This window comes from Sphingomonas sp. Leaf339 (genome assembly GCF_001426195.1).
GTDB lineage: Bacteria > Pseudomonadota > Alphaproteobacteria > Sphingomonadales > Sphingomonadaceae > Sphingomonas.
Window position 1 is genome coordinate 1,073,704 of record NZ_LMRS01000001.1, and the last position, 26,833, is coordinate 1,100,536.

Here is a 26,833-nt window from a genome sequence, read left to right on the forward strand (position 1 = left end):
GTGACTGATACCGTCGCCGTTGCACCGGAAACCGTCCTTGGCCCGTTCGATATCGGACGGGTCATGGCGGCCCTCCCGCATCGTTATCCCCTGCTCCTCGTCGATCGTGTCGAGGAGCTGGTAATCGACAAGCGGATCGCCGCCATCAAGGCGGTGACGATGAACGAACAGTTCTTCCAGGGGCATTTCCCCGGTCGCCCGATCATGCCCGGCGTGTTGATCGTCGAGGCGCTGGCGCAGGCGGCGGGTATCCTCGCGGTCGAAAGCCTCGGCCTCGCCGGTTCGGGCAAGCTCGTTTATTTCATGGCGATCGACGGGGCGAAGTTCAGGAAGCCGGTCGAACCCGGCGTCCTGCTCCGTCTGGAGGCGACGTTCGTGCAAAAGCGGTCCAGCGTCTGCAAGTTCGCAGGCGTTGCGAAGGTCGACGGCCAAGTCGTTGCGGAAGCTAACTTTACCGCGATGATCGCCGATCCGCCATCTGCGTGAAGACAGCGAACTTTGACTTATCCCGGCGGTGCCGCTAAGCGCCCCGCCTTGTCCTTCGGCTGGTCGGAACCAGCCACTTGCAGGAGCTGCCCCATGAAGACCGATACGCATCCCGACTATCACATGATCCGCGTGCAGATGACGGACGGCACCGTCTTCGAAACCCGGTCGACCTGGGGCAAGGAAGGCGACCTGATGACGCTCGACATCGATCCGCTCGCGCATCCGGCCTGGACCGGCGGTCGCGGCACGATGCTCGACACCGGTGGCCAGGTCGCCCGCTTCAACAAGCGCTTCGGCGGCGGTCTCTCGCTCCGCAAGTAACCGACCCTGCCGTGACGAAGAGGGCCGGTCCGCTGAAAAGCGGGCCGGCCTTTTTCATGTGCGCGACGGTAGGAAGAAGATGGGTACGGATCGATCCGGTCGATCATTCCAACCGACAGGAATGGCGGAGAGAGTGGGATTCGAACCCACGGTAGGCGTTAACCTACGGCGGTTTTCAAGACCGCTGCCTTAAACCACTCGGCCATCTCTCCGGTATCTCCCCGATAGCGTCCGCGCCGGCCCGTGCAAGCCCGACGATGATCGGGGGTTGCCGTAACGGCCCCGCACCGCGACAAGCGGAGGCATGTGGGCCATCCAATCGGCGCGTATCGCCGCCCTCGCCATCGTTGCCGTCGCCGCGCCCGTCGCGGCGCAGGACGATCCCTTCCAGTCCTATCTGGCCGGTGTCCGCACCCGCGCCATCGCCGAGGGCGTCGCGGCGGCGACGATCGACCGCGAGTTCGCCGACCTGACGCTCAATCCCCGCGTGGTCGAGCTGGATCGCGGTCAGCCCGGCAATGTGCTCAGCACCAGCTTCTCGCCGTTTGCACCCTATCGCGCCGACCACGTCGACGCCGCACGGATCGACCGGGGCCGTTCGGTCTATCAGGCGCAGCGATCGCGCCTGTCCGCGATCGAGCGTGAGACGGGCGTCCCCGAATCGATCATGGTCGCGATCTGGGGGCATGAGACAAATTATGGTGCTTACACTGGCAATTTCGATCTCGTCCGTTCGCTTGCCAGCCTAGCCTTCGATGGCCGTCGTCGGCCGCTGTTCGAGGGTGAATTGATCGCGGGCTTGAAGATGATCGACCGTGGCACGCCACGTTCGCAGTTGAAGGGCAGCTGGGCCGGCGCGACGGGCAATCCGCAGTTCCTGCCCTCGATCTATCTACGCCTGGCGCGAGATGGTGATGGCGATGGACGTGCCGATATCTGGAACAGTCAGCCCGATACGCTTGCCTCGATCGCCAATTACTTCACGGACGCGGGCTGGCGATCTGGCCAGCCATGGGGCTTCGCGGTCAGCGTGCCGGGTGGGTATAATCGCACGCTGGCCAGCAACACGCTCGCCAGCCCCCGTTGCCCGCGCGTGTTCCAGCGGCATAGTGGCTGGCGGTCGATGGCCGAATGGCGCGCGCTGGGCATGGTGCCGCAGGGACGTGCGTGGCCAGCGGACGACGTGCAGGCGACGTTGATCGAACCGGACGGCGAGGGCGCGACCGCATACCTCTTGACCGGCAACTACCGCGTCATCCTCGACTACAACTGCTCGAATTTCTATGCGCTGTCGGTCGGTCTGCTGGCGGACGCCGTCGAGCGTTAGGCGGCGGCCTCCGCGCGCGCGCTGGCTCGCGTACCTGTCGCGGGCAAAGGATCGTTGCGATGGAGCGCGCTGAACAATTGGCGCGCTTCTTCGCCCATCAGGTTCTGCATCACCGTCCAGAAGCCGGTAACGGCGGTTCCGCCCGATGCGGCATAGGCATCGGCCATATTGCTCCGCAGCAAGGTGAAGAGGTCTCGTTCCAGCGCCTCACCCGCCGGCGTCAGCGCGAGCAGCCGTTGCCGCCGATCGCGGACGCCCGGGCGCTGTGTCAGCAAGCCCTTATCGGTTAACTCCCGCGCGACGCGAGCCAGTGACTGCTTGGCAATCGCCAGGATCGTCAGCAATTCGCCGACCGTCATGTCGGGCTTGCGCGCGACGAAGTACAACACTCGGTGATGCGCGCGACCCAGGCCCAGTCGCGCCAGTTCGTCGTCGGCGCGGCGGAGATGGCGGCTGTGCGCGAAGAACATCAAATCCATGCCGCCCCGGATTGCCGCCTCACGCAGAAACAGTTCAGCCGGCGGTACGATAGTGGCAGTCACGTGATGTTCCTTGCGATCCCTGTCGGCTGAGGGGGCAGGGCCGTCCACAGGCGCCCGACGGTGTCGAGCGTCCTGCTGCATCGGTTCATACCGAACGTCGGCATGGCCATGATCCAGAACAGATGTGTCGGATAAACGTGGATCAAAGTTCATCGACTGCACCCCCTTGCCAACCAAATGGTCAGTAGAGCGTATATAGTATCAGTTTTTGGAACACATCAATATCCGATTCCCGGATTGTCGTGCCTATTCGGGGCATTAATACTCACGTATATTATCGATATCCCAGAGTTTACTTATTAGCCACCGGTCAGCTTTGCCTCAACGCTTGCGGCGGCAGGCGTCCGAACAATAGACAACCTGATCCCAATCACGTGCCCATTTCTTGCGCCATGTGAAAGGGCGGTTGCACGCGGGACAGATCTTGGTCGGCAGATGCTGCTTGTCGACGCCGTTGGGCATCAGCGGGGCTGCGCGTCGAGAAAGCGTTCGACATCACCCAGATCGACCGTCCGGTCGAGGAAGGTGCGGCCGATGCCGCGCGTCAGCAGGAACGGCAGGGTGCCGGCCGCCATCTTCTTGTCGTGACGCATATGATCGCACAGCCGGGCGCCGCTTGCTCGGATACCCGACGCGGCAAGCCCGTCCGGCAGGCCGACCGCCCGGAAATGCGCCGCCACCCGGTCCGCATCCGCCATGTCGCAAAGGCCGGTCACGGCGGAGTATCGATAGGCGAGGGCGATCCCCGCCGCCACGCCTTCGCCATGGATCAGGCTGCCGTCGAAGCCCGCCTCTGCTTCCAGCGCGTGGCCGAACGTGTGGCCGAGATTCAGCAGCGCCCGCAGGCCGTTCGTCTCGTGCTCGTCCGCCGCCACGATCCGCGCCTTGGCGGCTACCGAATGCGCGATCGCATATTCTCGCGCGGCGGCATCGCCCGCCAGCAGCGCGGCACCGTTCGTCTCGCACCAGGCGAAGAACGCCGGATCGTCGATCAGGCCGTATTTGACGACCTCGGCATAACCGGCGCGCAATTCGCGCGCGGGCAGCGTGTCGAGCACCTCGGGATCGATCAGCACGAGGCTGGGCTGATAAAATGCACCGATCAGGTTCTTGCCCGCCGGCGTATTGATCGCGGTCTTGCCGCCCACCGACGAATCGACCTGCGCCAACAAGGTCGTCGGTATCTGCACAAAGCCACAGCCGCGCTTCAGGATGGCGCAGGTGAAACCGACGAGATCGCCGATGACTCCGCCGCCCAGCGCCACGACATGATCGCCGCGCTCGACACCTAGTGCTAGCAACCAGTCACAGACCCGCGCCAGACTGTTCCAGCTCTTGGTCGCCTCGCCGGGCGGCAGCACCAGCGCCTCGCTCACGACGCCCGCCTCGGTGAGCGCCGCTTGCAACGTGACGAGATGCGAACCGACATTCTCGTCCGTCACGATCGCCATCGTCCGCCCGCGCGCCAACGGCGCCAGGTGGACGGCGGCACGACCGAGCAGGCCGGCGGCGATCACGACGGGATAGCTGCGGTCGCCCAGCTCGACGCGGATGCTCCGCTCCGTCACGTTTCCCGCCGCTGCCATCATCATCGTCCGATTGCCTTCAAGATCGCCGCTACGGTCGTTTCGTGCGGGCCGCGCTGGCTCGACACATGAATGTGCGCCTGCGCGTAGAACGGATCGCGCGCGACCGCGAGGTCGGCGAGCACGCGGCGCGGATCACGTCCGCGTAGCAGCGGCCGGGTATCGCGGCGGCGGACCCGCTCGGCCAGCACATCGGGATGCGCGTTCAGCCAGATCGCGGTCGATTGATCGAGGATCAGTGCCCGCGTCGTCTCGTCGATGAAGGCACCGCCGCCGGTGGCGATCACCTTGGGCGCGCCATCCATCAACCGACCGATGACGCGGCGTTCGCCGTCACGGAAATAGGGTTCGCCGAACCGCTCGAAAATCTCCGCCACGGTCATGCCGGCGGCTGATTCGATTTCATGATCGGCATCGACGAACGGCACCGCCAGCCGGATCGCCAGACGGCGACCGACGGTGGATTTGCCGACGCCCATCAATCCGACGAGCACGATCGGCCGGCCGGTCCAGGGGGAGTGGCTTTGCATCATCGCTGCCCGCGCTATACAGCCGCGACGCGTCCGCGCAAAAGCCGGGTGTATCGTCAGCGTTCGTTTCCAAGGTTTGCCCATGTCCCGCCTGGTCGTCTCCCTTATCGTCATCCTGGTCGTGGTGATCGGCGGGTTGTTCCTGTTGTCCAGCCGCGCCGCCGAACGGCCGGTCACGCAGGTCGAAAAGCAGGTTTCGCTTGCGAACCTCCAATAGGGCGCTGTTCGCCGTCGCGCTGACGGCGATGGCCGTCGGCGTCGCGGCGCAGGATCGGCCCGAATCGATCCTGCCCCCCGGCTTTGGCGACCCCGCGCCGGCACCGCGTCCTGCCGCACGCCCAACACCCGGCGCGAGCGGCACGCCCACCCGGCCGATCGCGACCGCCACCGCAGCGGTGCTGCCCCGCGACCCCGCCGGTGCCGTCGTCCAGCCGCTGCCGGGTGACACGCCAACGCCGGTGCCGATCCCCACCGCTTCCCCGACGCCCGTCGATCCGAAGGCGTTGGCCGCATATGAAATGCCCGACTTCGCCCGCCGATCGACCGCGCTGGTCGGCGTGAGCGGTGAGATGGCGCCTGATGCTTTCGGCGATGCCGATGGCCGCTATCTCGAAATGCTGATGCGCCGCACCGCCGCGCCGTTGCCGTCGCGCTGGCTGTCGATCGCCCTGCGCCGCACGCTCGCTGCGCGCTTGCAGACCCCCAGGGGTGTCGACGGAGCGGATTATGCGGCCGAACGCGCCTGGCTGTTGCTGCGCATGGGCGAATCGGTGGCGGCCCGCTCGGTGGTCGAGGGTGTCGATAACGCCGATTACACGCCCAAACTCTATCAGGTCGCGATGAACGCAATGCTGGCGACCGGCGATCCGGCGGGCCTGTGCCCGCTCGCCGATGCCGGTCTGGCCACGACGCACGAAGCGGGCTGGGCGCTCGCCCAACCGATCTGCGCCTCACTGGCCGGGAACGCCACCGCCGCCCGCGCCCAGTTCGCCGCCGTCCGCCGTCGCCGACCGGGTGCCGACATCGATCTGCGCCTCGCGCAAAAGGTGATGGGCGCTGGCGGGCAGGGACGTCAGGCGGTCACGATCGAATGGGACGGCGTCGATCGGCTGACCGTCTGGCGGCTGGGACTGGCCATGGCGACGGGCGCCACTATTCCCGATACGCTATACGACGGCGTCGGTGCGCAGGCGACGTATTGGCGCGCGCTGTCGCCCTCGATCGCGCTGGGTGACCGGATCGCCCCGGCTGAGGCCGCCGCCGCGCAGGGCGTGCTGTCGACCGCCGCGCTGGTCGATCTTTATGGAGCGGTTGCCGCGAATGAGGATTCGACGTCCGCCGCCAGCGCCACGGCCGACGATCTCCGCACGGCCTATGCCGCCACCGATCCCGCCGCCCGCCTGACCGCGCTTCGCCAGCTATGGGGCAACGACGCGCCCTATGCCCGGCTGGTGCTGACCGCCCGCGCGGCGGCGCGTCAGCCGGTGGCCGCCGGCAACACCGATGTGGACCGGCTCGTCGCCGCGATGCTGTCCGCCGGTCTTGACCGCACCGCCGCCCGTTGGGCGGGGGCGGTGCCGGCCGGCGGCGACGCCTGGGCGATGCTTGCCTTGGCCGACCCGGATGCACGTCGCCGTTTCGGTTTGTCGGACGTGCAGGGTTATGACGCCAGCGGCCACGCCGAGGAGAAGCGCCGGCTGTTCTTCGCCGGCCTCGCAGGGCTCGGCCGCATGGGCGCCGACGAGATCGAACGGACCGCGAAGGACCTCGACGTCCGCATCGGCACCACCAACAGCTGGACCCGCGCGATCGATCGTGCCGCGGCTGATGGTCAGCCCGGCACGGTGCTGTTGCTTGCCGCGATCGGGATGCAGACGCCGGGCTGGCGCGGCGTTCCCCCGGCGGGGCTCTACCGCATCGTCGCGGCGCTGCGCAGTGTCGGCCTCGATGGCGAAGCACGGATGATCGCGGCGGAGGCCATCGCGCGGGCATGACCGGCGCGTCCGACCGCGTCCTGATCGAGTTGTTTCTGGAAATGCTCGCGGCCGAAACCGGGGCGGCGGCCAACACGCTCGCTGCCTATCGCAGCGACATTTCATTGGCGTCGAAGGCGCTCGGCGGCCGGCTGTCGGTGGCCGATGCCGATCTGCTCGCCGAACTGTCCGCCGGCTGGTCGTCGCTGTCCCGTGCCACCGTCGCGCGGAAAGCCGCGGCGCTGCGTCGATTCTACGCCTTCCTCCATGACGAGGGGCACCGCGCCGACGATCCCGGCGCCGCCCTGCCCAGACCCGGCACTGCCCGATCGCTGCCCAAGGCGCTCAGCCATGCCGATGTCGACCGCCTGTTCGCCGTCATCGCCGATCGCACCAGCGTCGAGCGCCCCTTGCGCAGTGACCTCCGCCTCTCCACGCTGATCGAGCTACTATATGGATCGGGCCTGCGCGCCACGGAGTTGGTGTCGCTGCCCCGCAACGCCATCGCGCCCGACCGACCCTATCTGATCGTCCGGGGCAAGGGCGGCAAGGAACGGCTGGTGCCGTTGTCCGATCGCGCCCGCGCCGCCGTGGCGACATGGCGCACCCATGTGCCCACCGACAGCGCCTGGCTCTTCCCCTCCGGAAAGAAGCATCTGACCCGTATCCGCCTGTATCAACTGGTGAAAGCCATCGCGGCGGACGCTGGCATCCCCCCCGATCGCGTCAGTCCGCATGTGTTGCGTCACGCCTTCGCCACGCATCTGTTGGCGGGCGGCGCCGATCTGCGCGCGCTCCAGACGATGCTGGGCCATGTCGACATCGCCACGACCGAAATCTATACGCATGTCGACGCCAGCCGTCTGGTCGAACTCGTCACGACCCGCCATCCGCTGACCGATCCCGCCCCCGCAAAACGCGCTCACGTTGACGGCGGCGGCGGCGGGTCCTAACCGCCGCCGATGCCAAGTTTCCTCGACTTCGAGAAGCCCATCGCCGAGCTGCAGAGCCGGATCGACGAACTGCGTGAGACCGCCGCCGGCGGCAACGTCGATATCGCCGCCGACGTTCAACGTCTGCAGGCCAAGTCCGACAAGCTGCTGCGCGACACCTTCGCCAAGCTGACCCCGTGGCAGAAGACGCAGGTCGCCCGCCATCCGGAACGCCCACATTTCAAGGATTATGTCGCCGGTCTGTTCGACGAATGGCTGCCGCTCGCCGGCGACCGCGCCTTTGCGGACGATCAGGCGATCATCGGCGGTTTTGCCACCTTTCGCGGTCGCAAGATCCTGGCGATCGGCCATGAAAAGGGTGAGGATACCGCCAGCCGTCTTCGCCACAATTTCGGGATGGGCAAGCCGGAGGGGTATCGCAAGGCGATCCGTCTGGTCGAACTGGCCGACCGATTCGGCCTGCCGGTGGTGACGCTGGTCGATACCTCCGGCGCTTTTCCCGGCATCCAGGCCGAAGAGCGCGGTCAGGCGGAGGCGATCGCCCGCTCGACCGAGGCGTGTCTGGCGGCCGGCGTGCCGGTGATCGCGGCGATCGTGGGTGAGGGTGGCTCCGGCGGCGCGGTCGCGCTGGCGGCCGGCAACCGGGTGCTGATGTTCGAGCACGCGGTGTATTCGGTCATCAGCCCCGAAGGTTGCGCCTCGATTCTCTGGCGCACGGCGGACCGTGCGCCCGACGCGGCCGAGGCGATGCGCGTTACCGCCCAAGATCTGAAATCGCTCGGTATCATCGATTCGATCGTGACCGAGCCGCTCGGTGGCGCTCACCGTGCGCCCGGCACCGCCATCGCTTCCCTCGGTGATGAAATCGAGCGGTCGCTCGGTGATCTATCGTCTTTGTCAGGGCCGGAACTGCGCGCCGAACGCAGGGCGAAGTTTCTGAAGATGGGTCGGCTCTGATCTTGCAAACGAAATGGGGCGGCGGACCATCGGTCCACCGCCCCATTGTTCGTAAACGCCGGTAAGGCGATTACTTCATGTTGCCAGCGACCATGTTGAAGGTCGAGCCGAGCTTCGTGCCCAGGCTGGACATGGCGCCAATGGCGGCCACGGCGATCAGTGCGGCAATCAGGCCGTACTCGATGGCGGTCGCGCCCTTCTTGTTCTTAAACATGTTGCGAATCGTCTGCATTCCGGTCTCCATCGTTCGAAGCTTCAGTCACCCGGCCGAGCCGGTATTCCGGGTCAGCACCCTGTTGATAAGAGGAAGGCGGTTGACGAATACTTAAACCGCCGCCACTTTTATTGTAGTTACCGTGCGTTAACTACCTTGGTGCTGACATTGCCCCACATGTTCGTGGTCACGCCGGCGACGCTATTTAGCGCACCCAGCATCGCCAGCACGATCAGTGCCACGATCAGCCCATATTCAACGGCAGTCGCAGCGCGGCGACTGTCGATCAGGCGAAACGCCAGGCGGCAAAGTGCGGTAAAGCGGGGCATGGACCGGAGTTTTAGGTCGGGGTGCTTAAAAAACCCCAAAGATCAGCATCGATCCAGTCACCGGTCGTGTCACATTTCGACCGGAATAGCATCTGGAGGCCCGACCGGGAATCGAACCCGGGTGCGAGGATTTGCAGTCCTCTACGTCACCACTCCGCCATCGGGCCTCGATGCGGGAGGCGCAAATGAGGGGTTTTGCCGCCGCGGTCAACCACCAGATCGTTACCGGGCGATGAACATCGTCGTCGAGCGTCGTTCAGCGGCCTGCCGCTACATCCTCCGCTGCGGGTTCCATCACCTTGCTCGCATCACCTCCACGGCCCGGCGGTATCGTCCGCCGGGCCGCTTCTTGTCCGGTAAGCATCATTCCCGCTTGGCGCATCCCGGCGGGCGCGGTACGTAGTCAACCTTCAACAAGTGTATTGCACGACTATAACGCTCGTGCCAGAAGGTCGGGGATGACGACAACCAGCACCGATGCCGCGAACACCGCGGTCCTGCGCCATGCCATGGTGGCCAGCCAGTTGCGGACTAACGCGGTCAGCGACGCCCGCGTCGTGACCGCGATGGCGACCGTTCCGCGTGAGGATTTCATTCCCGACACCGAGGCCGCGCTCGTCTATCGCGACGCCGCGCTGCCACTGGGTGGCGGGCGCTTCCAGAATCCGCCGCTGGCGACCGCACGGTTGCTGACCGAGGCCGAGATCGTGTCGCAGGATCGCGTGCTGCTGATCGGCGCGACAACTGGCTACACCGCGGCGCTGATCGCCAAGCTGGGCGCAAAAGTGACGGCGGTGGAAAGTGACCCGGCACTGGCAGCGATCGCGCGCACCGCGTTGGCCGGTCTGCCCGATGTCGAGGTGATCGAAGGATCGCTTGCCCAGGGGCACGCTGCTGGCGCGCCGTATGACGTGCTGGTGATCGACGGCGCCGTGGACGAACTTCCGATGGCGTTGACCGAGCAATTGCGCGTCGACGGCCGGATCACGACCGGTCTGGTCGAACGCGGCGTGACGCGGTTGGCCGCCGGTCGTCGTACTGCCGGGGGGCAGGGTGTGCAGGCGTTCGTCGATGGCGAATGCGTGGTCCTGCCGGGTTTCGCCCGACCAGCCGCTTTCCGGTTCTGATCGACATGGGGGGGATGTCGATCCGGGCGGCAGCGTTGGTTGGCGCTGCCTTGTTCACCACGATGCCGGTGGCGGCGGAGACCCTGCGCGAGGCCTTGTTGAAGGCCTATGCCAGCAATCCGACGCTGACGGGCCAGCGTGCCAACCAGCGCGCCGTCGATGAGAACGTGCCGATCGCGCGTGCGAATGGGCTGCCTTCGTTGAATGCGACCGGGCAGGTGATCGACAATGTCGTGCAGGCGAACAACAACTTTCTGAATCCCGGCCGTCAGGCGACCGCCAATACCCAATTCAGCGTTCCGCTGTTTCAGGGCGGCGCAGTGCGCAATGCGGTATCTGCCGCGGAAACGCGCGTGGCGGCGGGCGTCGCCAACCTGCGCAGCACGGAGGCGAATCTCTTCACCAACGTCGTCGCGGCATACATGAACGTGATCCGCGACGAGGCGATCGTCGGCCTGAACACGCAGAACGTCCGCGTGCTCGACGTCAACCTCCAGGCCAGTCGCGACCGGTTTCAGGTCGGCGACCTGACCCGCACCGATGTCGCGCAGTCCGAGGCGCGGCTGGCGCTCGCCCGCGCACAGTTACAATCCGCGCAGGCGCAGCTGATCTCCAGTCGCGAAAATTACATCAACCTCGTGGGCGATGCGCCGGTCGGGCTGGAGCTGCCGCCGACGCTGCCCAATCTTCCCGCTACTCCCGCTGCGGCGGTGACGGAGGCGTTAAGCAAGAACCCGCAGTTGCTGGCCGCGCGAAAGACACGCGATGCGACACGGTTCGATGTCGGCGTCGCCCGCGCCGGCCGATTGCCCCGCGTCAATGCGATCGCCAGCGGTAACTATTTCAACTATCTGGGTTCGCTGCCGTCGCAGTCCAACATCCCTGGTTCCGGCACCAGCGCCACCGCCGGCCTGCAATTGACCGTTCCGCTGTTTCAGGGCGGTCGGCCCGGTGCGCAGGTACGTCAGGCGCAGGCGTTGCAGTCGCAGGCGATCGAGAACGTCACCGCCACCGAACGCGGCATCATTTCGCAGGCGCGATCGGCCTATGCCTTCTGGCAGTCGTCTCAACAGGTCATCGCATCGTCCGAAACCGCAGTGAACGCCAACAAGCTGTCGCTGGAGGGCGTGCGCGCCGAAAACAGCGTCGGCACCCGCACGATCATCGATATCCTGAACGCCGAACAGGAACTGCTCAACAGTCAGGTGACGCTCGTCACCGCGCGCCGCGACGCCTATGTCGCGGGTTTCGCGCTGCTGGCGGCGATGGGCGATGCAGAGGCGCGCGATTTGGGGCTGGATGGCGGTTCGCTGTACGATCCGACGATCAACTATCGCCGCGTCCGGCATAGCATCAACGACTGGGCCAACGACAGCGAGCCGCAGCCGGTCGCCTCTACCACCACCACGACCCCTGCCCAAAATGCCACAGTGACGCGGCCACTTGATCCGATGCTCGATACGAATATTGACAGAAGCCCTGCATTGACCACAGGAACGGCGTCACCGAACCGCCAATAACTGGGTGGTCGCAAGGGACTAGCGGGACATGGGGGATATGAGCGCCGAGCCGTCGATGGAGGAAATCCTGTCTTCCATCAAACGGATCATCGCCGAAGAGGGCGACGGGCCGATGCGGAACCGTCGCGCACCGCGCACGCCCCCGCCGCCATCGATTGTCGAGGAAGATGAAGACGACGACACCGAGGTGCTGGAACTCAGCGATCCGATGCCGTCGACGCCCTTTCACGAAACCACACCCGATCCCGTGATCGACGAGCCGGCGCCGCGTCCGGAAGCCGTCGCGCCGCGCGCCGCTGCCCCGGTGCCACCCGTCGCGCCGCCGGTCGCCGCTCAGCCGGCCGCCGCGCCTGCCGTCGACACGATCCTGTCGTCCCGTGCAGCCGAGGCAAGCCGCAGCTCGCTCGACAGCCTGACCCGTATGATCGTCCGCTCGGACACGGCCGGCCCCGGCAATGACGGCACGTTGGAAGGACTGGTGCGTGAGATGCTACGTCCGATGCTGCGCGACTGGCTCGATTCGCAGTTGCCCGGCATAGTGGAGAAGATGGTCGCGGCCGAAATAGCTCGGATTACCGGCCAGTCACGCTGATCCGCGACATGACGTAACCGGGTTCCCACAGATGTGCCTTCAGGCCCTGTCGGCGCCCGGATACGTAAGCAAAACTAATACAAATCTGTCGGCGGGCGTTGACGCCCGCGCGCGCTGATATAGCGTCGCGGCCATGAAGCATCTGTTCCTCGCCGGCGTTGCGCTGGCCTCCGCCGCCACCCCCGCCGTCGCCCGCCAACTCACCATCCAGGACGTCACGATGCTGTCCCGCATCGGCGCGCCGACCGCGTCGAAGGACGGCCGCTGGCTGGTTTGGGCCCAGCGCGAAACCGATCTGGCCAACGACCGCGGTCGCTACGACCTATGGCGGCTCGATTTGACCAAGCGCGGCGCGGCGCCGGACAAGCTCGCGGCGGAACCGGACGTCAACGAGAACGACCCGCAGATCGTCGGCGACACCGTGTACTTCACCTCTGACAAGGGCGGTGGCGACGGTGCGGTCTGGGCGATCCCGATCGCTGGCGGTGCCGCGCGCCAGGTAACGCGCTTCGCGGGCGGTTTCGGCGGTTTCAAGGTATCGCCCGACGCGACGAAGCTCGCCATCTGGGCCGACCGCAAGCCCGGCGCGCCGACCCTCGCGCCGCCCATGGAGAAGAAGGCCGCCGATGCCGGCTCGGGCCGCACCTATGACCGGCTGTTCGTGCGGCATTGGGACACATGGGCGGACGGCACCCGTTCGCAACTGTTCGTCCTGCCGCTCACCCCCGCCGGCGCGACCGGTGACGGCGTCGCGATCGAAAACGGACTGACCGGCGACGCCCCCTCCAAACCGTTCGGTGGCGGCGAAGAAGTAACGTGGAGTCCCGACGGCAAGACGATATTCTTCGCGCTGCGTCAGGCCGGCGAGATCGAGTCGACCTCGACCAACCTCGACGTCTGGTCCACCTCCACTGATGGTCAGGCCGCGCCGACCAATCTCACTGCGTCGAACAAGGCGACCGATATGCTGCCGACCCTGTCGCCCGACGGCCGCAGCCTCGCCTATGTCGCGATGAAGCGTCCCGGCTTCGAAGCCGACCGACAGGTCCTGATGATCCGCGATCTCGCCTCTGGCAATGTCCGTGCGCTGACCGAGGGATGGGACCGTTCGGTCGCCTCCATCACCTGGGCGCTCGATGGTCGTTCGCTCCTCGTCACGGCCGACGACGTGCAGGAAACCCCGCTGTTCCGCGTCGATGCGACTAGTGACAAGGTTACGCGCCTGACGAAGGAAGGCCATGTCTCCTCTGTCGTCGCCACGCCGAAAGGCGCGGTGATCGCGATGAACAGCCTCGTCGCGCCTGACGATTTCTACAGCATCACCGGCACCGGCCAGCCGCAGCGCCTGACCAGCGTCAACGCCGCGAAACTGGCCGGCATCGACTTGCCCACCGTCTCCCGCTTCTCGTTCACCGGCGCCAACAACGACACCGTTTATGGCTATGCCGTGAAGCCCTATGGCAGCACCGGCAAGGTGCCCGTCGCCTACATGGTCCATGGCGGGCCGCAGGGGTCGAGCAACAACAGCTGGTCCTATCGCTGGAACCCGGCGGTGTTCGCGGGCGCCGGTTACGGCCTCGTCGCCGTCGATTTCCACGGCTCCACCGGTTACGGACAGGGCTTCACCGACGCGATCAGCAATAATTGGGGCGGCTGGCCGCTGGAGGACCTGCAAAAGGGCCTCGCCGCCGCTACCACGAAATATACGTGGCTCGACGGCGACAAGGCCTGCGCCCTCGGCGCGTCCTATGGCGGCTACATGATGAACTGGATCGAGGGTCAGTGGCCCGATCGCTTCAAATGCATCGTCCAGCACGACGGCGTCTTCGACGCCCGTGCCATGGCGTACGAAACCGAGGAGCTGTGGTTCGACGAATGGGAACATGGCGGCAAGACCTATTACGAGGATCCCGCCGCATTCGAAAAGTGGAACCCGGTCAATTTCGTTGATCGGTGGAAAACGCCGATGCTGGTCATTACCAGCGAAAAGGACTTCCGCATTCCCTATACGCAAGGGCTGGCCAGCTTCACCGCGCTCCAGCGCCGTGGCATCCCGTCGCGCCTGCTCGTCTTCCCGAATGAGAATCACTGGGTCCTGAAACCGAAGAACAGCCGGCAATGGTATGGCGAGGTGCTCGGCTGGATGGACAAGTGGACGAAGACGCAATGACGTCGCGCCAGCTTTCGCCAAGGGAGCGGAGTGGCTAAGGGCTCGTCATGACCGAGCTTCCGAAAACCTTCGATCCCGCCGCCATCGAGCAACACTGGTACGCGCATTGGGAGGCGAACGGCCTGTTCCGCCCCGACCGGCCGGGCGCGGAGCCGTGGACGATCGTCAACCCGCCGCCGAACGTCACCGGCAGCCTGCACATCGGCCACGCGCTCGACAACACGTTGCAGGACATCCTGACCCGTCATGCCCGGCTGAAGGGCAAGGATGCGATGTGGGTCGTCGGCACCGATCACGCCGGCATCGCGACGCAGATGGTGGTGGAGCGCAATCTGGCGAAGGACGGCGTCAAGCGCACCGATCTCGGCCGCGACGCCTTTGTCGACAAGGTCTGGGCATGGAAGGCGGAATCGGGCGGCCAGATCACCGGTCAGCTCCGCCGCCTCGGCTGTTCGATGCATTGGGCGAACGAGCGCTTCACGATGGACGAGGGCTTTTCCGCCGCCGTCCTGAAGGTGTTTGTCGACCTTCACAAACAGGGGCTGCTGTATCGCGACAAGCGGCTGGTCAACTGGGACGCGGGCCTCGGCACCGCGATCAGCGATCTTGAGGTCGAGACGCGCGAGATCCAGGGCAAGTTCTGGCACCTCACCTACCCCTTGGCTGACGGTAGCGGTACGATCTCGGTCGCCACCACCCGGCCGGAGACGATGCTCGCCGACATGGCGGTCGCCGTGAACCCCGCCGACGAGCGCTACACTGCGCTGATCGGGCAGACGGTGAAGCTGCCGATCACCGGCCGCCTGATCCCCATCATCGCCGACGAACACGCCGATCCGGAACTGGGCAGCGGTGCGGTGAAGATCACCCCCGGCCATGATTTCAACGACTTCGAGGTGGGACGTCGCGCCGGCATTGAAGCGCGCGACATGCTGAACATGCTCGATGCGAAGGCGCGCATCGTCGATTGCGGCGGCGTTCCCGAAGAATTGATCGGCCTCGACCGGTTTGCGGCACGCACACGCATCGTAGATATGCTGGAGGAAGCCGGCGCGCTGGAACGCGTCGAGGACCGCGTCATCCAGACGCCTTACGGCGACCGGTCCGGCGTGGTCATCGAACCGTGGCTGACCGACCAATGGTATGTCGACGCCAAGACGCTGGCCCAGCCCGCGATCGAGGCCGTCCGCTCCGGCGCGATCCATCTGGTGCCCAAGACGTGGGAGAAGACCTTCTTCAACTGGATGGAGAACATCCAGCCATGGTGCGTCTCGCGGCAACTGTGGTGGGGGCATCAAATCCCGGCATGGTTCGCCGACGATGGCCAGATCTTCGTCGCCGAAACCGAAGCGGAGGCGCAGGCGCAGGCAGGCGAGGGCGTCCCGCTCACCCGCGATCCCGACGTGCTCGACACATGGTTCTCCTCTGCCCTCTGGCCCTTCGCCACGCTCGGCTGGCCCGAAAACGGCGACGCGACGCTGGGCGGACGTTACCCCAACGACGTCCTGATCTCCGGCTTCGACATCCTGTTCTTCTGGAACGCCCGCATGATGATGCAGGGCATCCATTTCATGGGAGATGTGCCTTTCAAGACGCTGTATCTCCACGGTCTTGTCCGCGCTGCCGATGGTGCGAAGATGTCGAAGTCGAAAGGCAACACCGTCGATCCGCTGGGCCTGATCGACAAATACGGCGCCGACGCGCTGCGCTTCTTCATGGCGGCGATGGAGAGCCAGGGCCGCGACATCAAGATGGATGAGAAGCGGGTCGAGGGGTATCGCAACTTCGCGACAAAGCTATGGAATGCCGCGCGTTTCTGTCAGTTCAATGGCATCGGTGGATCGACCACGCTGGAACCGCCCGTCGCCACCCATGCGGTGAACAAGTGGATCGTCGCCGAATGCGTCGCGACGGTGCAGGCGGTCGATTTGGCGCTCGCCGAATACCGCTTCGACGCCGCCGCCAACGCGATCTACCAGTTCGTCTGGAGCCGGTTCTGCGACTGGTATGTCGAACTCATCAAGCCTGTGTCGAACGGCGAGCAGCGCGGCACGATCGATGACGAGACGAAGGCCGTTGCCGGCTGGACGCTCGACCAGATCCTCGTCCTGCTGCATCCCTTCATGCCGTTCATCACCGAGGAACTGTGGCACGGCCTCAGTGAGCGCGATCATGACCTGATCGTCGGTCATTGGCCGATGCCCGACGCCCGCGCGCTAGATCCGGCGGCGAGTAAGGAGATCGACTGGCTGATCCGCCTCGTCTCCGAAATCCGCGCCGCGCGCACGGAGCTGAACGTACCGCCGGGCGCCCGCCTGCCGCTTCATGTCCGCGATTCCGGCGACCTGACTACCGATCGGCTGGTCCGGCAGCAGGCGGTCATTGCCCGTCTTGCCCGCGTCGATCTGACTGTCGGTGGATCGACCGGCGGCGCGGCGCAGGTCGTCGTCGACGAGGCGACGTTCGTCCTGCCGCTCGAAGGCGTGATCGACCTCGACGCCGAACGCGCCCGCCTTACCAAGGCGATCGCCGCGGCGGAGAAGGAGCGCGACGCGCTCGGTGGTCGCCTGTCGAACGCCAGCTTTGTCGAACGCGCCAAGCCCGAAGCCGTCGAAAAAGCTCGCGCCGACCATGCCGACAAGATGGCCGAAGCCGCGCGTCTCCATGCGGCGCTGGGGCGATTGGGATAACTCCCCAAACGAATATCACTCGTCCCCCGGCGAAGGCCGGGGTCCAGTTGGCATAGCCTGTCGATAGAAGCGCAACGTCCCCCAACTGAACCCCGGCCTCCGCCGGGGAACGGTGAGCGGTGAGTGGTGATCCAAACAACGAAACCACACCGAAAGCCTGTCCTACATCCCCCCGATCAGGCATAGCCTGCGCCGGGGACCGCAACCTGCGTCGCCCGGACAGGAGCGGCAGTGGCCAGGCCTCAACGTGATCTCACCACCGGCCCGATCGGCAAGACGCTGATCGCCTTTGCGTTGCCGACCCTGGGATCGAACATCCTCCAGTCGCTGAACGGATCGATCAACGCGATCTGGGTCGGTCGTTTTCTGGGCGAAGATGCGCTGGCCGCGACCTCGAATGCCAACATCATTATGTTCCTGATGTTCGGCGCGGTCTTCGGCTTCGGCATGGCGGCGACGATTTTGGTCGGGCAAAGCTGGGGCCGACGCGATGTGGAGGGCGCGCGCCGGGCCTTCGGCTCCGCGATCGGCCTGGTGCTGGCGGTGTCATGCGTCGTCGCGGTGCTCGGCTATGTCTTCTCGCACGACATCCTCGTCTTGCTCGCCACGCCGGGACCGGCGCTGCCGCTGGCGGAGGATTATCTCCGCGTCATCTTCCTCGGTTTGCCCGCGTCGATGATGATCGTCCTCATCATGATGGGCCTGCGTGGCACGGGCGATGCCATGACGCCCCTGTGGTTCATGGTGCTCGGTGTCGTCCTCGATGCCGGTCTCAATCCGCTGCTTATCATCGGTATCGGTCCGTTCCCGCGGCTGGGCATCGCCGGTTCGGCACTGGCGACGCTGATCTCGGGCAGCGTCTCGGTCATCGCGCTTGCCGCCTATATCAACTGGCGCGACCTGCCGATCCGGTTGAAGGGCGCGGAACTGGCCTTCGTCCGCCCCGATCCGGCGCTCGTGCGCCTGATCGTCGGCAAGGGGTTGCCGATCGGCGCGCAGATGCTCGTCATCTCGGTCGCGTCGCTGGCGATGATCGGCCTCGTCAACCGGGAGGGTGTGGCGACCAGCGCGGCATATGGCGTGACGCTGCAACTATGGGCCTACGTCCAGATGCCCGCATTGGCGGTCGGCGCCGCGGTCAGCGCCATGGCCGCGCAGAATATCGGCGCGAACCGGTGGGACCGGGTGGCACAGATCACCCGTGCCGGCCTGCTGTATAATCTCGCTCTCACCGGGGTAATGATCGTCGCTGTGCTATGGTTCGACCGATCGACGCTCGGCCTGTTTCTCAGCGCCGACAGCCCCGCAATCCCGATCGCCCAGCGGATCAGCATGATCGCGACGTGGAGCTTCCTGCTGTTCGGTGCGACGATGGTGCTGTTCGGCACCGTCCGCGCCAATGGCGCGGTATGGGGGCCACTACTGATCCTGTTCACCGCCATGTTCCCCGTCCGCCTCGGCCTCGCGCTGGCGCTCCACGAGACGCTCGGCGCGGACGCCTTGTGGTGGAGCTTCCCCGCCGGTTCCGCCGCGACGCTTTTGGGCGCGACGCTCTATTATCTGTACGGCCCGTGGCGGAAATCGGCGTTGCTGGCTCCTCATCCGCAACAGGCTGATGGGGCAAGAGGAGAGCTTCTAACTGAAAATGTCAGCACTGCCGAGTAAATCGTTCAAATCATTGATAATACCGCACCTAGTCAATGCGATTTAGGCCTAACCTTAGCCTAACTTTCCACCGCCGGTGCCATCACTTCTATCACCCCGGCGGAGATCCGTGCGGTGACCGGCGTCTTGGCCAGCACCTCGCCATCGATCGAGATCGGCAGCGACGGCTCGGTATCGATCGTTACCCTGGTGCCCAAAAAGCTGATCGTGTCCTGATGCCGCTCCTTCATTCCCAGAAAGCTCGCCGCCCAGTTATACGCCAGCTTCCGCTTGTAATGGCCGCGTACCGCCTGAACCACGATCTCGCCCGAATCGACTGATGCCTCGTCCACCAGCCAGGTGCCGCCATGATAGGGCCCGTTCGAGATACGCACTTCCACGACCCGCATTTTCCGCTTCTTCGTCCCATCATCGACGATCAGCGTGAACGGCTTGAACCGGGCGAACTGATAGCTTGCCCAGCCCAAATAGCCGACCATGCCCAGCACTTTCTTCAACCCGTGCGGCACCGTCTCGGCAATTTGCGGACTGATCCCCATCGCCGCACAATTCGCGAAATAGTCGCCATCGATCATCCCCAGATCGATCCGCCGCGGCTGTCCCGTGCGCAGCACCTCCACCGCGCCATCCACGGTCAACGGAATGCCCAGCGTTCGGGCAAAGCTGTTCGCGGTCCCCAGTGGCAGCACGCCCAGGATCACGTCATGCCCGACCAACAGGTCGACCAGCCCACTGATCGTCCCGTCGCCACCGCCCAGGATCACGAGGTCCGGTTTGGCCGCCAGCACGTCGCGCACCACATCCTCCAGGTCCTTCGGATTCTCGACCGCCCGCGCATCGACGTCGTACGGCAGGCCCTTCATCGCCGCACAGGCATGCTTGAACAGCTTCTGCCCTTTGCGAGACTTCGCATTCACCACCATCGCGGCGGACTTGATCTCGCGCATTCGATACACTCCCGGAACTATCCACGCGAACGCTTGCGGGGGGCGGCCTGATCCCGCAAGGACTTATGTCATGTCTTCCTATCCCGCGATCCGCCCCCGGCGCAGCCGCGCCAGCGCCTGGAGCCGCCGGCTCCACGCCGAAACCGTCCTGACGCCCGCCGACCTGATCTGGCCGCTGTTCGTGACCGAGGGGCAGGGGGTGGAGGAACCGATCACCAGCCTGCCCGGCGTCTCGCGCTGGTCGCTCGACGGCATCGTCGCCCGTGGTCGCGAAGCGCGCGACCTAGGCATCCCATGCATCGCGCTGTTCCCCAACACGCCCGGCCATCTCCGTTCCGAGGACGGTGCCGAGGCGCTGAACGCCGACAACCTGATGTGCCGCGCCATCCGCGCGCTGAAGGACGCGGTGCCCGAGGTCGGCGTGCTGACCGACGTGGCGCTCGATCCCTATACCACGCATGGCCATGACGGACTGGTCGATGCCGCCGGCTATGTCGTCAACGACGCGACCGCCGACCTGCTCGTCCGGCAGGCGCTGGTGCAGGCAGAGGCGGGCGCGGACATCGTCGCGCCGTCCGACATGATGGACGGCCGCATCGGCATGATCCGCGATGCGCTGGAAGAGGGCGGCCACGCCAATGTCCAGATCATGAGCTATGCCGCCAAATACGCCTCCGCTTTCTACGGCCCGTTCCGTGACGCCGTCGGCAGCCGCGGCCTGTTGAAGGGTGACAAGAAGACGTACCAGATGGACCCCGCCAACGCGGAGGAGGCGCTGCGCGAAGTCGCGCTCGATCTGGCCGAAGGCGCCGACAGCGTGATGGTGAAGCCCGGTCTGCCCTATCTCGATATCGTCGCGATGGTGAAACAGCGGTTCGAGGTACCCGTTTTCGCCTATCAGGTGTCCGGCGAATACGCGATGATCGAGGCCGCCGTGGCGGTCGGGGCGGGAGACCGCGACGCGCTGGTGCTGGAGACGCTGATGGCGTTCAAGCGCGCCGGCTGCTCCGGCGTCCTGACCTATCACGCCGCTCACGCCGCCCGGTTGCTCGGCGCGTGATCGATACCGAACGGCTGACGCTGCGTCCCTGGCAGAAGGACGATCTCGACGCGCTCGCCGACCTGTGCGCCGATCCAGAAGTGATGCGTCACCTCGATGGCGTCCGCAGCCGCGCCTCCGTCGCCGACTGGATGGCGACGCAAAACGATATTCAAGCCGAACGTGGCCATTGTTTCTGGGCGATGGAGCGCCGCGACGATGGCCGGCTGCTCGGCTTTTGCGGCCTGAGGCTGGGCGGCGCGAAGGACGAATTGGAGATCGGCTGGCGGCTCCGTCGCTCCGCCTGGGGCCGCGGCTATGCGCGCGAGGCGGCCGAGGCGAGCTTGGCCTGGGGCTGGGCGAACACCCGCTGCGACCGGATTGAGGGCTGGACGGTGCGCGCCAACACCGCGTCTTGGGGCCTGATGATCCGGCTCGGCATGGTCCGCCGCCCCGACCTCGATTTCGATCATCCCGATTTTCCCGAGGGCCATCCGCTCCACCGCATCATCACCCACGCGGTGGAACGACGCGCGCATGGCTGAAGCCAGTTCGGCGCGGGCCAGGTGGTGGACCCTGCGGGCGCCGTTCGTCGTGACGATCCTGACCGGGTCGTTCCTCCTGTTCCTCGTCCAGCCGATGGTCGCGCGCATGGCGCTGCCCCGGCTCGGTGGCGCGCCGGCGGTGTGGAATTCGGCGATGCTGGTCTATCAGGCATTGCTGTTCGGTGGCTATGCCTATGCCCATGCGATCGGCCGGCTGCGGCCGCGCCATCAGGGATTGGTCCATCTCGGCGTTCTGCTGCTGGCGGCATTATGGTTGCCGATCGGGCTGATGAATGCGCAGTTGCCGATGGGTGCGCAGCCGGCCCTGTGGGTGCCGTGGCTGCTGGTCGGATCGATCGGGCCGTTGTTCTTTGCCGTGTCGGCACAGGCGCCGCTGGTGCAACGCTGGTTCAGCGTCGCGAGTGGCGGTCAGGACCCGTACGCGCTCTATGCCGCCTCGAACCTGGGCAGCTTTGCCGGCCTCATCGCCTATCCGCTGATCGTCGAGCCGGCCTTGGCTGTCCATGCGCAAAGCCTGTTGTGGAGCGGCGGCTATGTATTGCTGGCGGGTCTGGTGCTGGTGTGCGTCACCATGCTTCCCCGCCGCGAACCGGTCGCCCCCGCCGCACCGCAGGCGAGCATGGCGCCGGATCGCCGGCAAGTGGCGCACTGGATCGTGCTGGCGCTGGTGCCGTCCGGGCTGATGCTTGCGACGTCCACTTATATCACGACCGATATCGTCGCGATGCCGCTGCTCTGGGTGTTGCCACTGGGCCTGTACCTGCTGAGTTTCACCGTCGCCTTCGCCGAGCGTCGGGAGGTGGCCGACTTCATCACCCGCGTCGCGCCGATCACCATCCTGCTGTTCGGCGGCATCATCATGGGCGGGTATCAGCAACGCCCATTGGTCAACCTGATGATCGCGCTGATGCTGCTATTCGTTGCCTCGGTTGCGCTGCATACCCTCATGTACCGGCGGCGACCGGCGCCCGACCGATTAACGGGCTTCTATCTGGCCATGTCGACCGGCGGCGCGCTGGGCGGCGTGTTCGCCGGGTTGATCGCGCCGGTGGTGTTCGACTGGACCTATGAATTTCCGTTACTGATCCTGGCGGCGGGCATGCTGGTGCCGCAGACCTATCTGCTCGGCAGTCTACGCAACCTGTGGTTGGGGCCGCACCGCCACTATGCGCTGGCGGCGGTGATCGCCGCGCTGGCGCTGCTCTTCGGGGTTGCGGTCACCGCGCCCGATGGCTTGTCAGGCAATGGTGCGCAGGGACTGCTGTTCATCGTCATCGCTGCGACCGGCCTTGCATCGATCGGCGCGAAGCCCGCCTATCTCGCCGTGCTGGCCAGCGCCCTGATCCTGTTCGGCGGCTATCGGTCGCTGGCGCTGTCGATCGAGCCGGGGGCGCGGGTCCGCAGCTATTTCGGCGTGTACACCGTGCGCGACGGCACCGGTCTTCGCGAGCTGGACCACGGCACCACCGTCCACGGTATCCAATTGCGCGGCAGCGTGGAGCGGGAGCGGACGCCGACGACCTATTACGCGACTGGCTCCGGCGTCGGACAGGCGATGCTGGCGCTGCCCCGGCTATATGGCCCGCACGCCCGCGTCGGCGTGGTTGGTCTGGGGACGGGCACGCTGTCCTGCTACGCTCGCGCCGGACAGGACTGGCGCTTTTACGAGATCGATCCGGCGGTGATCCATATCGCGCGCGATACCGGCCAGTTCACCTATCTCGCCCGCTGTCTGCCGAACCCGGTCATCCGGCTGGGCGATGCGCGGATCAGTCTGGAAAACGAACCGTCGAACAGCCTCGATCTGCTGGCGCTCGACGCGTTCTCGTCCGACGCGGTGCCGATGCATCTGATGACGCGGGAGGCGTTCGCCACCTATGCCCGCGTTCTCGGTCCGCACGGTATGTTGCTGGTCCACATCTCGAACCGCTTCCTCGATCTGGAGCCCGTCGTTGCCGCCGTGGCGCGCGAGGGTGGCTGGCACGTCGCGCAGTTCAACTATCGGCCGTCCGCGTTGCAGGCAGATGCATCCGCCTCGGTCTGGATCGCCCTGTCCCGCGATCCAGCGCTGCTCACGACGTTCACTGCCGGCGACCCGGACTGGACAGCGCTGCACACTCGCCCCGGCCTGGCGGCATGGACCGATGATTATTCCAGCTTTCTGCCCTTGTTGAAGGATTTCTAGGCGGCCGGCAGCGATGCCTGGATACGGCCGATCACGCCATCCTGTCGCGTCGCCTCCGCTGTGGCGGCCTCTTGCATCGCTGCTACGCCGGGATAGTCCGGCGCCAGTGTAGCCGCCCGATCGCTGGCCAACTGGCTGGCGTCGCTCGCCAGCGTCGATGCCTGCGCCCGCCATTCGTCGAGTGCCGCGAGCGCGGTCTGTGCGGTCAGCCACGGATCGCTGCCCGCCGGCCGTCCCCGCGCGGCGGTGGCAGCCCGTTCGGCCCGCGCGGCATCAGCGTCGAAGCCGGTGACGATCGTGCGCAGCTTCGCCGTCATACTGGCGAGCGTCGCATCCAGCGCCGGATCAGGCTTGGCCACCGCAGGGGGCGGTGGCGTCGGCTCCGCAAACCCGACCTTCTCCGTCGGCCGGATGGCGAGCGACGGGTAGGTGCCACGGTCTCCGGCGCAGCCCGACAGCGCCAGAACGGCGATCAATGCGACTTTTTTCATGATCCGGCCCTACGATCCTCATTTTTCCGGCGCAACGCTCTTGCGCGGTTGGCGAACACTGCTAAGAGCGCACCTCCACCGGGCGCCCGTAGCTCAGCTGGATAGAGCATCAGACTACGAATCTGAGGGTCGGACGTTCGAATCGTTCCGGGCGCACCATTGGAAAGCCACGATAAAGTGGGCGAAGCCGGGTCAGAAATGATCCGGCTTTTTCGCGTCTAGCAATCACCTGGTAATCACCGAATGAAAGCCACGAAGGCGAAGCACGCACTGTCGGTATGTCGGTAATGCTGATCACCACGCCGGGGATCGCATCTCGGACCGCAGCTTCCACTCCCGCTCGGACTCCTGTGATGCGGGTATCGCCTTCCGCTTTACGAACCGCCCATTGATCTCGTCCAAAGCGCTGATGAGCCGCGCTCGCTTGTCGTTGTTGCCCCCAAACGGCGTCCTGGGGCACATGTCAGCCGCCTGAGACCGTCGAGCAGAACGCCCCCTTGGTGTAGGCGTAGCCGTCTCGCCAAGCTGCCAAGGCCTGGGTGGGCAAGAAGACCCGTGGGACCCTGGCTGGCGGTACGAAGGCCCAGGCCTTGCTGAAGGAGAATGCGATGTTGGGGAAACAGATACTGGTCGACCGGTGCCGCGATCTGGCGGTCAGTCATCTCGACGGCCACTACGACGATGCGACAATCCTGCTGCACCGCGTGGCGGCCTACGAGTGCACCTACAACCTGGACGGGCCTGCTTGTGCCTCCCTGGTCAAAGCCCTGGGCGATCTACGGCTGGCCCCTGGGGGTCATCCTCGACGCGATCGAGGGGGCTGTCCTTCAGGCGCGAGAACATGTCAGCAACACCGGTGGCCGAGTAATCGACGGCTAATTCGCCGGGAGCGAGTGATGAGTGTGCGTAACGTAGCGGATGAGGATGAGGACAGTAACCTTCGTGTGCTGCTCGACGATGGATACGCGGAGCGCATGGGCGACGGAATGTTCATCTCGTTCCAGACGGTCGATCGCATCGCCCAGTCGGTCGGGCTCAGTGCCGACGACCTGAGATTGCTGATAGGCGGAGCCTAATGGGCGACATCCTAGGAAATTGAGGGGGGTCGGATGGAAACGTCCGACCCCCTTTCCCATGACGGAAGGTGGTGATGGGGTGGACGCCCCCCGACTGCATCGATGTGCGATAGTGGAGGTGTTGCACACCACTGAGGGAGGCGTCCGTGTCAGAGGTTACCACGATCGGNTGGTGATGGGGTGGACGCCCCCCGACTGCATCGATGTGCGATAGTGGAGGTGTTGCACACCACTGAGGGAGGCGTCCGTGTCAGAGGTTACCACGATCGGGTTGGATATCGCCAAGCATGTTTTCCACGCGCACGGTGCCGATGAGCGCGGAGGGACGGTGTTCAGCCGCCGGCTGACCCGTGGTAAGCTGCTCGACTTCTTCGCCAGGCATCCGCGTTGCGTGGTGGCGCTGGAAGCATGCGGCGGTGCGCATCACTGGGCGCGCGAGTTGCGGACGATGGGCCATGAGGTTCGGCTAATCCCGCCAGCGTACGTGAAGCCGTTCGTGAAGCGCCACAAGAACGATGCGGTGGATGCCGAGGCGATCTGCGAGGCGGCGCAGCGGCCGAGCATGCGGTTCGTGGCGGTGAAGAGCGAGGAGCAGCAGGCGGCAGCGCTGGTGTTTCGCACGCGCGACTTGGCGGTGAAGCAGCGAACCCAGATCGCTAACGCTATCCGTGGCCATCTGGCAGAATATGGCTGGGTAGCACCCAAGGGTGCCGCTCACCTCGCGATGTTGGCAGATCTGCTCGAAGACGGCGAGATCGGCCAAACGTTGCCGGAGGCGGCGCGGCCGATGTTTGCCATGATGATCGGCATGCTGGCCAATCTCGACAAGCAGATCGCAGAGCTGGATAAGGAGATCACGCGTCGCGCCCGTGAAGATGAAGTTGCACGCCGGTTGATGACCATCCCGGGCGTTGGACCGATCACGGCAACGGCCATTGCCGCAATAGCGCCTGCAGCCGAGACCTTCGCCAAGGGGCGTGATTTCGCTGCCTGGCTTGGCTTGGTGCCGAAGCAGGCGTCGACAGGCGGCAAGCAGAAGCTGGGCGCGATCTCGCGCATGGGCGAACGAACCCTGAGGCGGCTGCTCATCATCGGGGCCAGCGCGGTCGTGCTCCAGGCGAGCAAGCGCGGTGCACCCGCCGGCTCATGGCTCGAGGGCATGCTTGCCCGGAAACCACGCATGCTGGTCACGGTCGCCCTCGCCAACAAGATGGCGCGCACCGTGTGGGCATTGCTGGTGAGGCGAGAGGATTACAGAGCTCCGGTCGCAGTCGCGGCGTAAGCCGAGGCGGGCCAGAGGCGTCGGAGGGCGCAGTCGGTCGAAGGAGGGTATGGCACAACAGTCGGCGAGACGGGGCCGGAAGAACCAGGGCTTTCCACCGTGCCATGAGCACGCTGTTGGTGATGTGGTTCCGGTCCGCGAACTCCCATACGGGCCAGCGACTTGGTCGCATCACAGGCCGGACAGATGGCAGCATCCGACTAAGTGTCAGACCCTCAATAAACCGCTTGCAACCGAAGGGGCGTCCACAGATGGAAAGCGG

27 protein-coding genes and 3 tRNA genes are annotated in these 26,833 nt (G+C 65.6%); 19 read left to right on the forward strand and 11 right to left on the reverse strand.

Annotation, left to right across the window (positions count from 1 at the left end):
* Positions 1–486 carry a 3-hydroxyacyl-ACP dehydratase FabZ gene (fabZ, locus tag ASG67_RS05100; RefSeq protein WP_082543288.1) on the forward strand — a complete coding sequence of 162 codons (486 nt, stop codon included), beginning with the start codon at positions 1–3 and terminating at the stop codon, positions 484–486.
* 93 nt (positions 487–579) lie between these two features.
* A complete protein-coding gene (gene rpmE, locus ASG67_RS05105) occupies positions 580–810 on the forward strand; it encodes a 50S ribosomal protein L31 (RefSeq protein WP_056526031.1) in 231 nt (76 codons plus the stop codon).
* Between the two features lie 122 nt (positions 811–932).
* Here rpmE and ASG67_RS05110 read toward each other — a convergent pair.
* Positions 933–1,022 (reverse strand) — tRNA-Ser (locus ASG67_RS05110).
* Positions 1,023–1,114: 92 nt separating this feature from the next.
* Between ASG67_RS05110 and ASG67_RS05115 the strand changes: the two genes are divergently transcribed.
* Positions 1,115–2,137 carry a lytic transglycosylase domain-containing protein gene (locus ASG67_RS05115; protein ID WP_056526034.1) on the forward strand — a complete coding sequence of 341 codons (1,023 nt, stop codon included), beginning with the start codon at positions 1,115–1,117 and terminating at the stop codon, positions 2,135–2,137.
* On the opposite strand, the gene ASG67_RS05120 is transcribed toward ASG67_RS05115, so the two are convergent.
* The 4 genes from ASG67_RS05120 to ASG67_RS05130 form a co-directional block, all read right to left on the reverse strand.
* Positions 2,134–2,679: a MarR family winged helix-turn-helix transcriptional regulator gene (locus ASG67_RS05120; RefSeq protein WP_414887414.1), complete on the reverse strand. Its 546-nt coding sequence runs from the start codon at positions 2,677–2,679 to the stop codon at positions 2,134–2,136. The genes ASG67_RS05115 and ASG67_RS05120 overlap by 4 nt on opposite strands.
* Before the next feature lie 321 nt (positions 2,680–3,000).
* A complete protein-coding gene (locus tag ASG67_RS18210) occupies positions 3,001–3,141 on the reverse strand; it encodes a DUF2256 domain-containing protein (RefSeq protein WP_082543289.1) in 141 nt (46 codons plus the stop codon).
* Positions 3,141–4,265, reverse strand: a complete 1,125-nt coding sequence (gene aroB, locus ASG67_RS05125; protein ID WP_056526586.1) for a 3-dehydroquinate synthase — start codon at positions 4,263–4,265, stop codon at positions 3,141–3,143. Before aroB ends, ASG67_RS18210 begins: the two co-directional genes overlap by 1 nt.
* A gap of 2 nt (positions 4,266–4,267) precedes the next feature.
* On the reverse strand, positions 4,268–4,798 hold the full coding sequence (locus ASG67_RS05130; protein WP_056526038.1) for a shikimate kinase: 531 nt from the start codon (positions 4,796–4,798) through the stop codon (positions 4,268–4,270).
* Between the two features lie 79 nt (positions 4,799–4,877).
* Here ASG67_RS05130 and ASG67_RS19660 point away from each other — a divergent pair, with 79 nt between their 5' ends.
* Genes ASG67_RS19660 through ASG67_RS05145 form a run of 4 tightly spaced genes read left to right on the forward strand, consistent with a single transcriptional unit; the run spans position 4,878 to position 8,678 of the window.
* Positions 4,878–5,012 carry a hypothetical protein gene (locus ASG67_RS19660; protein ID WP_268796274.1) on the forward strand — a complete coding sequence of 45 codons (135 nt, stop codon included), beginning with the start codon at positions 4,878–4,880 and terminating at the stop codon, positions 5,010–5,012.
* Complete coding sequence (locus tag ASG67_RS05135; RefSeq protein WP_156460633.1) at positions 4,996–6,789, forward strand: hypothetical protein; 1,794 nt, start codon at positions 4,996–4,998, stop codon at positions 6,787–6,789. Before ASG67_RS19660 ends, ASG67_RS05135 begins: the two co-directional genes overlap by 17 nt.
* On the forward strand, positions 6,786–7,721 hold the full coding sequence (locus ASG67_RS05140; protein WP_056526041.1) for a tyrosine-type recombinase/integrase: 936 nt from the start codon (positions 6,786–6,788) through the stop codon (positions 7,719–7,721). The genes ASG67_RS05135 and ASG67_RS05140 overlap by 4 nt, the downstream gene beginning before the upstream one ends.
* Before the next feature lie 9 nt (positions 7,722–7,730).
* Positions 7,731–8,678 (forward strand): acetyl-CoA carboxylase carboxyltransferase subunit alpha, encoded by a 948-nt coding sequence (locus ASG67_RS05145; RefSeq protein WP_056526043.1) that lies wholly within the window; start codon positions 7,731–7,733, stop codon positions 8,676–8,678.
* Positions 8,679–8,748: 70 nt separating this feature from the next.
* Here ASG67_RS05145 and ASG67_RS05150 read toward each other — a convergent pair whose 3' ends face one another.
* The 3 genes from ASG67_RS05150 to ASG67_RS05160 all read right to left on the reverse strand — a co-directional run bounded on the left by ASG67_RS05150 (position 8,749) and on the right by ASG67_RS05160 (position 9,388).
* Complete coding sequence (locus ASG67_RS05150) at positions 8,749–8,910, reverse strand: Flp family type IVb pilin (RefSeq protein ID WP_056526045.1); 162 nt, start codon at positions 8,908–8,910, stop codon at positions 8,749–8,751.
* A 119-nt stretch (positions 8,911–9,029) separates the two neighbouring features.
* Positions 9,030–9,221 carry a Flp family type IVb pilin gene (locus tag ASG67_RS05155; RefSeq protein ID WP_056526047.1) on the reverse strand — a complete coding sequence of 64 codons (192 nt, stop codon included), beginning with the start codon at positions 9,219–9,221 and terminating at the stop codon, positions 9,030–9,032.
* 93 nt (positions 9,222–9,314) lie between these two features.
* Positions 9,315–9,388, reverse strand: a tRNA-Cys gene (locus ASG67_RS05160).
* 291 nt (positions 9,389–9,679) lie between these two features.
* Between ASG67_RS05160 and ASG67_RS05165 the strand changes: the two genes are divergently transcribed.
* The 6 genes from ASG67_RS05165 to ASG67_RS05190 all read left to right on the forward strand — a co-directional run bounded on the left by ASG67_RS05165 (position 9,680) and on the right by ASG67_RS05190 (position 18,985).
* Positions 9,680–10,348 carry a protein-L-isoaspartate O-methyltransferase family protein gene (locus ASG67_RS05165; protein ID WP_056526050.1) on the forward strand — a complete coding sequence of 223 codons (669 nt, stop codon included), beginning with the start codon at positions 9,680–9,682 and terminating at the stop codon, positions 10,346–10,348.
* Positions 10,349–10,410: 62 nt separating this feature from the next.
* Positions 10,411–11,868 (forward strand): TolC family outer membrane protein, encoded by a 1,458-nt coding sequence (locus ASG67_RS05170; RefSeq protein WP_056526593.1) that lies wholly within the window; start codon positions 10,411–10,413, stop codon positions 11,866–11,868.
* A 28-nt stretch (positions 11,869–11,896) separates the two neighbouring features.
* Positions 11,897–12,460, forward strand: a complete 564-nt coding sequence (locus ASG67_RS05175) for a DUF2497 domain-containing protein (protein WP_056526052.1) — start codon at positions 11,897–11,899, stop codon at positions 12,458–12,460.
* 133 nt (positions 12,461–12,593) lie between these two features.
* Positions 12,594–14,630 carry an alpha/beta hydrolase family protein gene (locus tag ASG67_RS05180; protein ID WP_056526056.1) on the forward strand — a complete coding sequence of 679 codons (2,037 nt, stop codon included), beginning with the start codon at positions 12,594–12,596 and terminating at the stop codon, positions 14,628–14,630.
* 47 nt (positions 14,631–14,677) lie between these two features.
* Complete coding sequence (locus ASG67_RS05185; protein ID WP_056526059.1) at positions 14,678–17,320, forward strand: valine--tRNA ligase; 2,643 nt, start codon at positions 14,678–14,680, stop codon at positions 17,318–17,320.
* A 231-nt stretch (positions 17,321–17,551) separates the two neighbouring features.
* Positions 17,552–18,985 carry an MATE family efflux transporter gene (locus ASG67_RS05190; RefSeq protein WP_056526062.1) on the forward strand — a complete coding sequence of 478 codons (1,434 nt, stop codon included), beginning with the start codon at positions 17,552–17,554 and terminating at the stop codon, positions 18,983–18,985.
* A gap of 59 nt (positions 18,986–19,044) precedes the next feature.
* Here ASG67_RS05190 and ASG67_RS05195 read toward each other — a convergent pair whose 3' ends face one another.
* The gene (locus ASG67_RS05195) at positions 19,045–19,932 is read right to left on the reverse strand and encodes a diacylglycerol/lipid kinase family protein (RefSeq protein WP_056526065.1); all 888 of its coding nucleotides are present in this window, start codon (positions 19,930–19,932) and stop codon (positions 19,045–19,047) included.
* Positions 19,933–20,002: 70 nt separating this feature from the next.
* Here ASG67_RS05195 and hemB point away from each other — a divergent pair, with 70 nt between their 5' ends.
* From hemB to ASG67_RS05210, 3 genes are read left to right on the forward strand one after another with little or no spacing between them, the layout of a single operon-like run.
* The gene (hemB, locus tag ASG67_RS05200) at positions 20,003–20,992 is read left to right on the forward strand and encodes a porphobilinogen synthase (RefSeq protein ID WP_056526068.1); all 990 of its coding nucleotides are present in this window, start codon (positions 20,003–20,005) and stop codon (positions 20,990–20,992) included.
* A complete protein-coding gene (locus tag ASG67_RS05205; RefSeq protein WP_056526071.1) occupies positions 20,989–21,516 on the forward strand; it encodes a GNAT family N-acetyltransferase in 528 nt (175 codons plus the stop codon). Before hemB ends, ASG67_RS05205 begins: the two co-directional genes overlap by 4 nt.
* Entirely contained in the window at positions 21,509–23,722 is a 2,214-nt protein-coding gene (locus tag ASG67_RS05210) for a spermidine synthase (protein ID WP_056526074.1), read from the forward strand. The genes ASG67_RS05205 and ASG67_RS05210 overlap by 8 nt, the downstream gene beginning before the upstream one ends.
* Here ASG67_RS05210 and ASG67_RS05215 read toward each other — a convergent pair.
* A complete protein-coding gene (locus ASG67_RS05215; protein ID WP_056526076.1) occupies positions 23,719–24,213 on the reverse strand; it encodes a hypothetical protein in 495 nt (164 codons plus the stop codon). The genes ASG67_RS05210 and ASG67_RS05215 overlap by 4 nt on opposite strands.
* Before the next feature lie 82 nt (positions 24,214–24,295).
* Between ASG67_RS05215 and ASG67_RS05220 the strand changes: the two genes are divergently transcribed.
* A tRNA-Arg gene (locus ASG67_RS05220) sits at positions 24,296–24,372 on the forward strand.
* A gap of 135 nt (positions 24,373–24,507) precedes the next feature.
* On the opposite strand, the gene ASG67_RS19775 is transcribed toward ASG67_RS05220, so the two are convergent.
* Positions 24,508–24,675 carry a DUF4113 domain-containing protein gene (locus ASG67_RS19775; protein ID WP_082543291.1) on the reverse strand — a complete coding sequence of 56 codons (168 nt, stop codon included), beginning with the start codon at positions 24,673–24,675 and terminating at the stop codon, positions 24,508–24,510.
* A gap of 434 nt (positions 24,676–25,109) precedes the next feature.
* On the opposite strand from ASG67_RS19775, the gene ASG67_RS18745 reads away from it, so the two are divergent.
* Both ASG67_RS18745 and ASG67_RS05230 read left to right on the forward strand, forming a co-directional pair.
* Positions 25,110–25,289, forward strand: coding sequence for a hypothetical protein (locus ASG67_RS18745; RefSeq protein WP_156460634.1), 180 nt, complete (start codon positions 25,110–25,112; stop codon positions 25,287–25,289).
* Positions 25,290–25,536: 247 nt separating this feature from the next.
* The gene (locus tag ASG67_RS05230; RefSeq protein WP_056526084.1) at positions 25,537–26,571 is read left to right on the forward strand and encodes an IS110 family transposase; all 1,035 of its coding nucleotides are present in this window, start codon (positions 25,537–25,539) and stop codon (positions 26,569–26,571) included.
* Positions 26,572–26,833 lie beyond the last annotated feature (262 nt).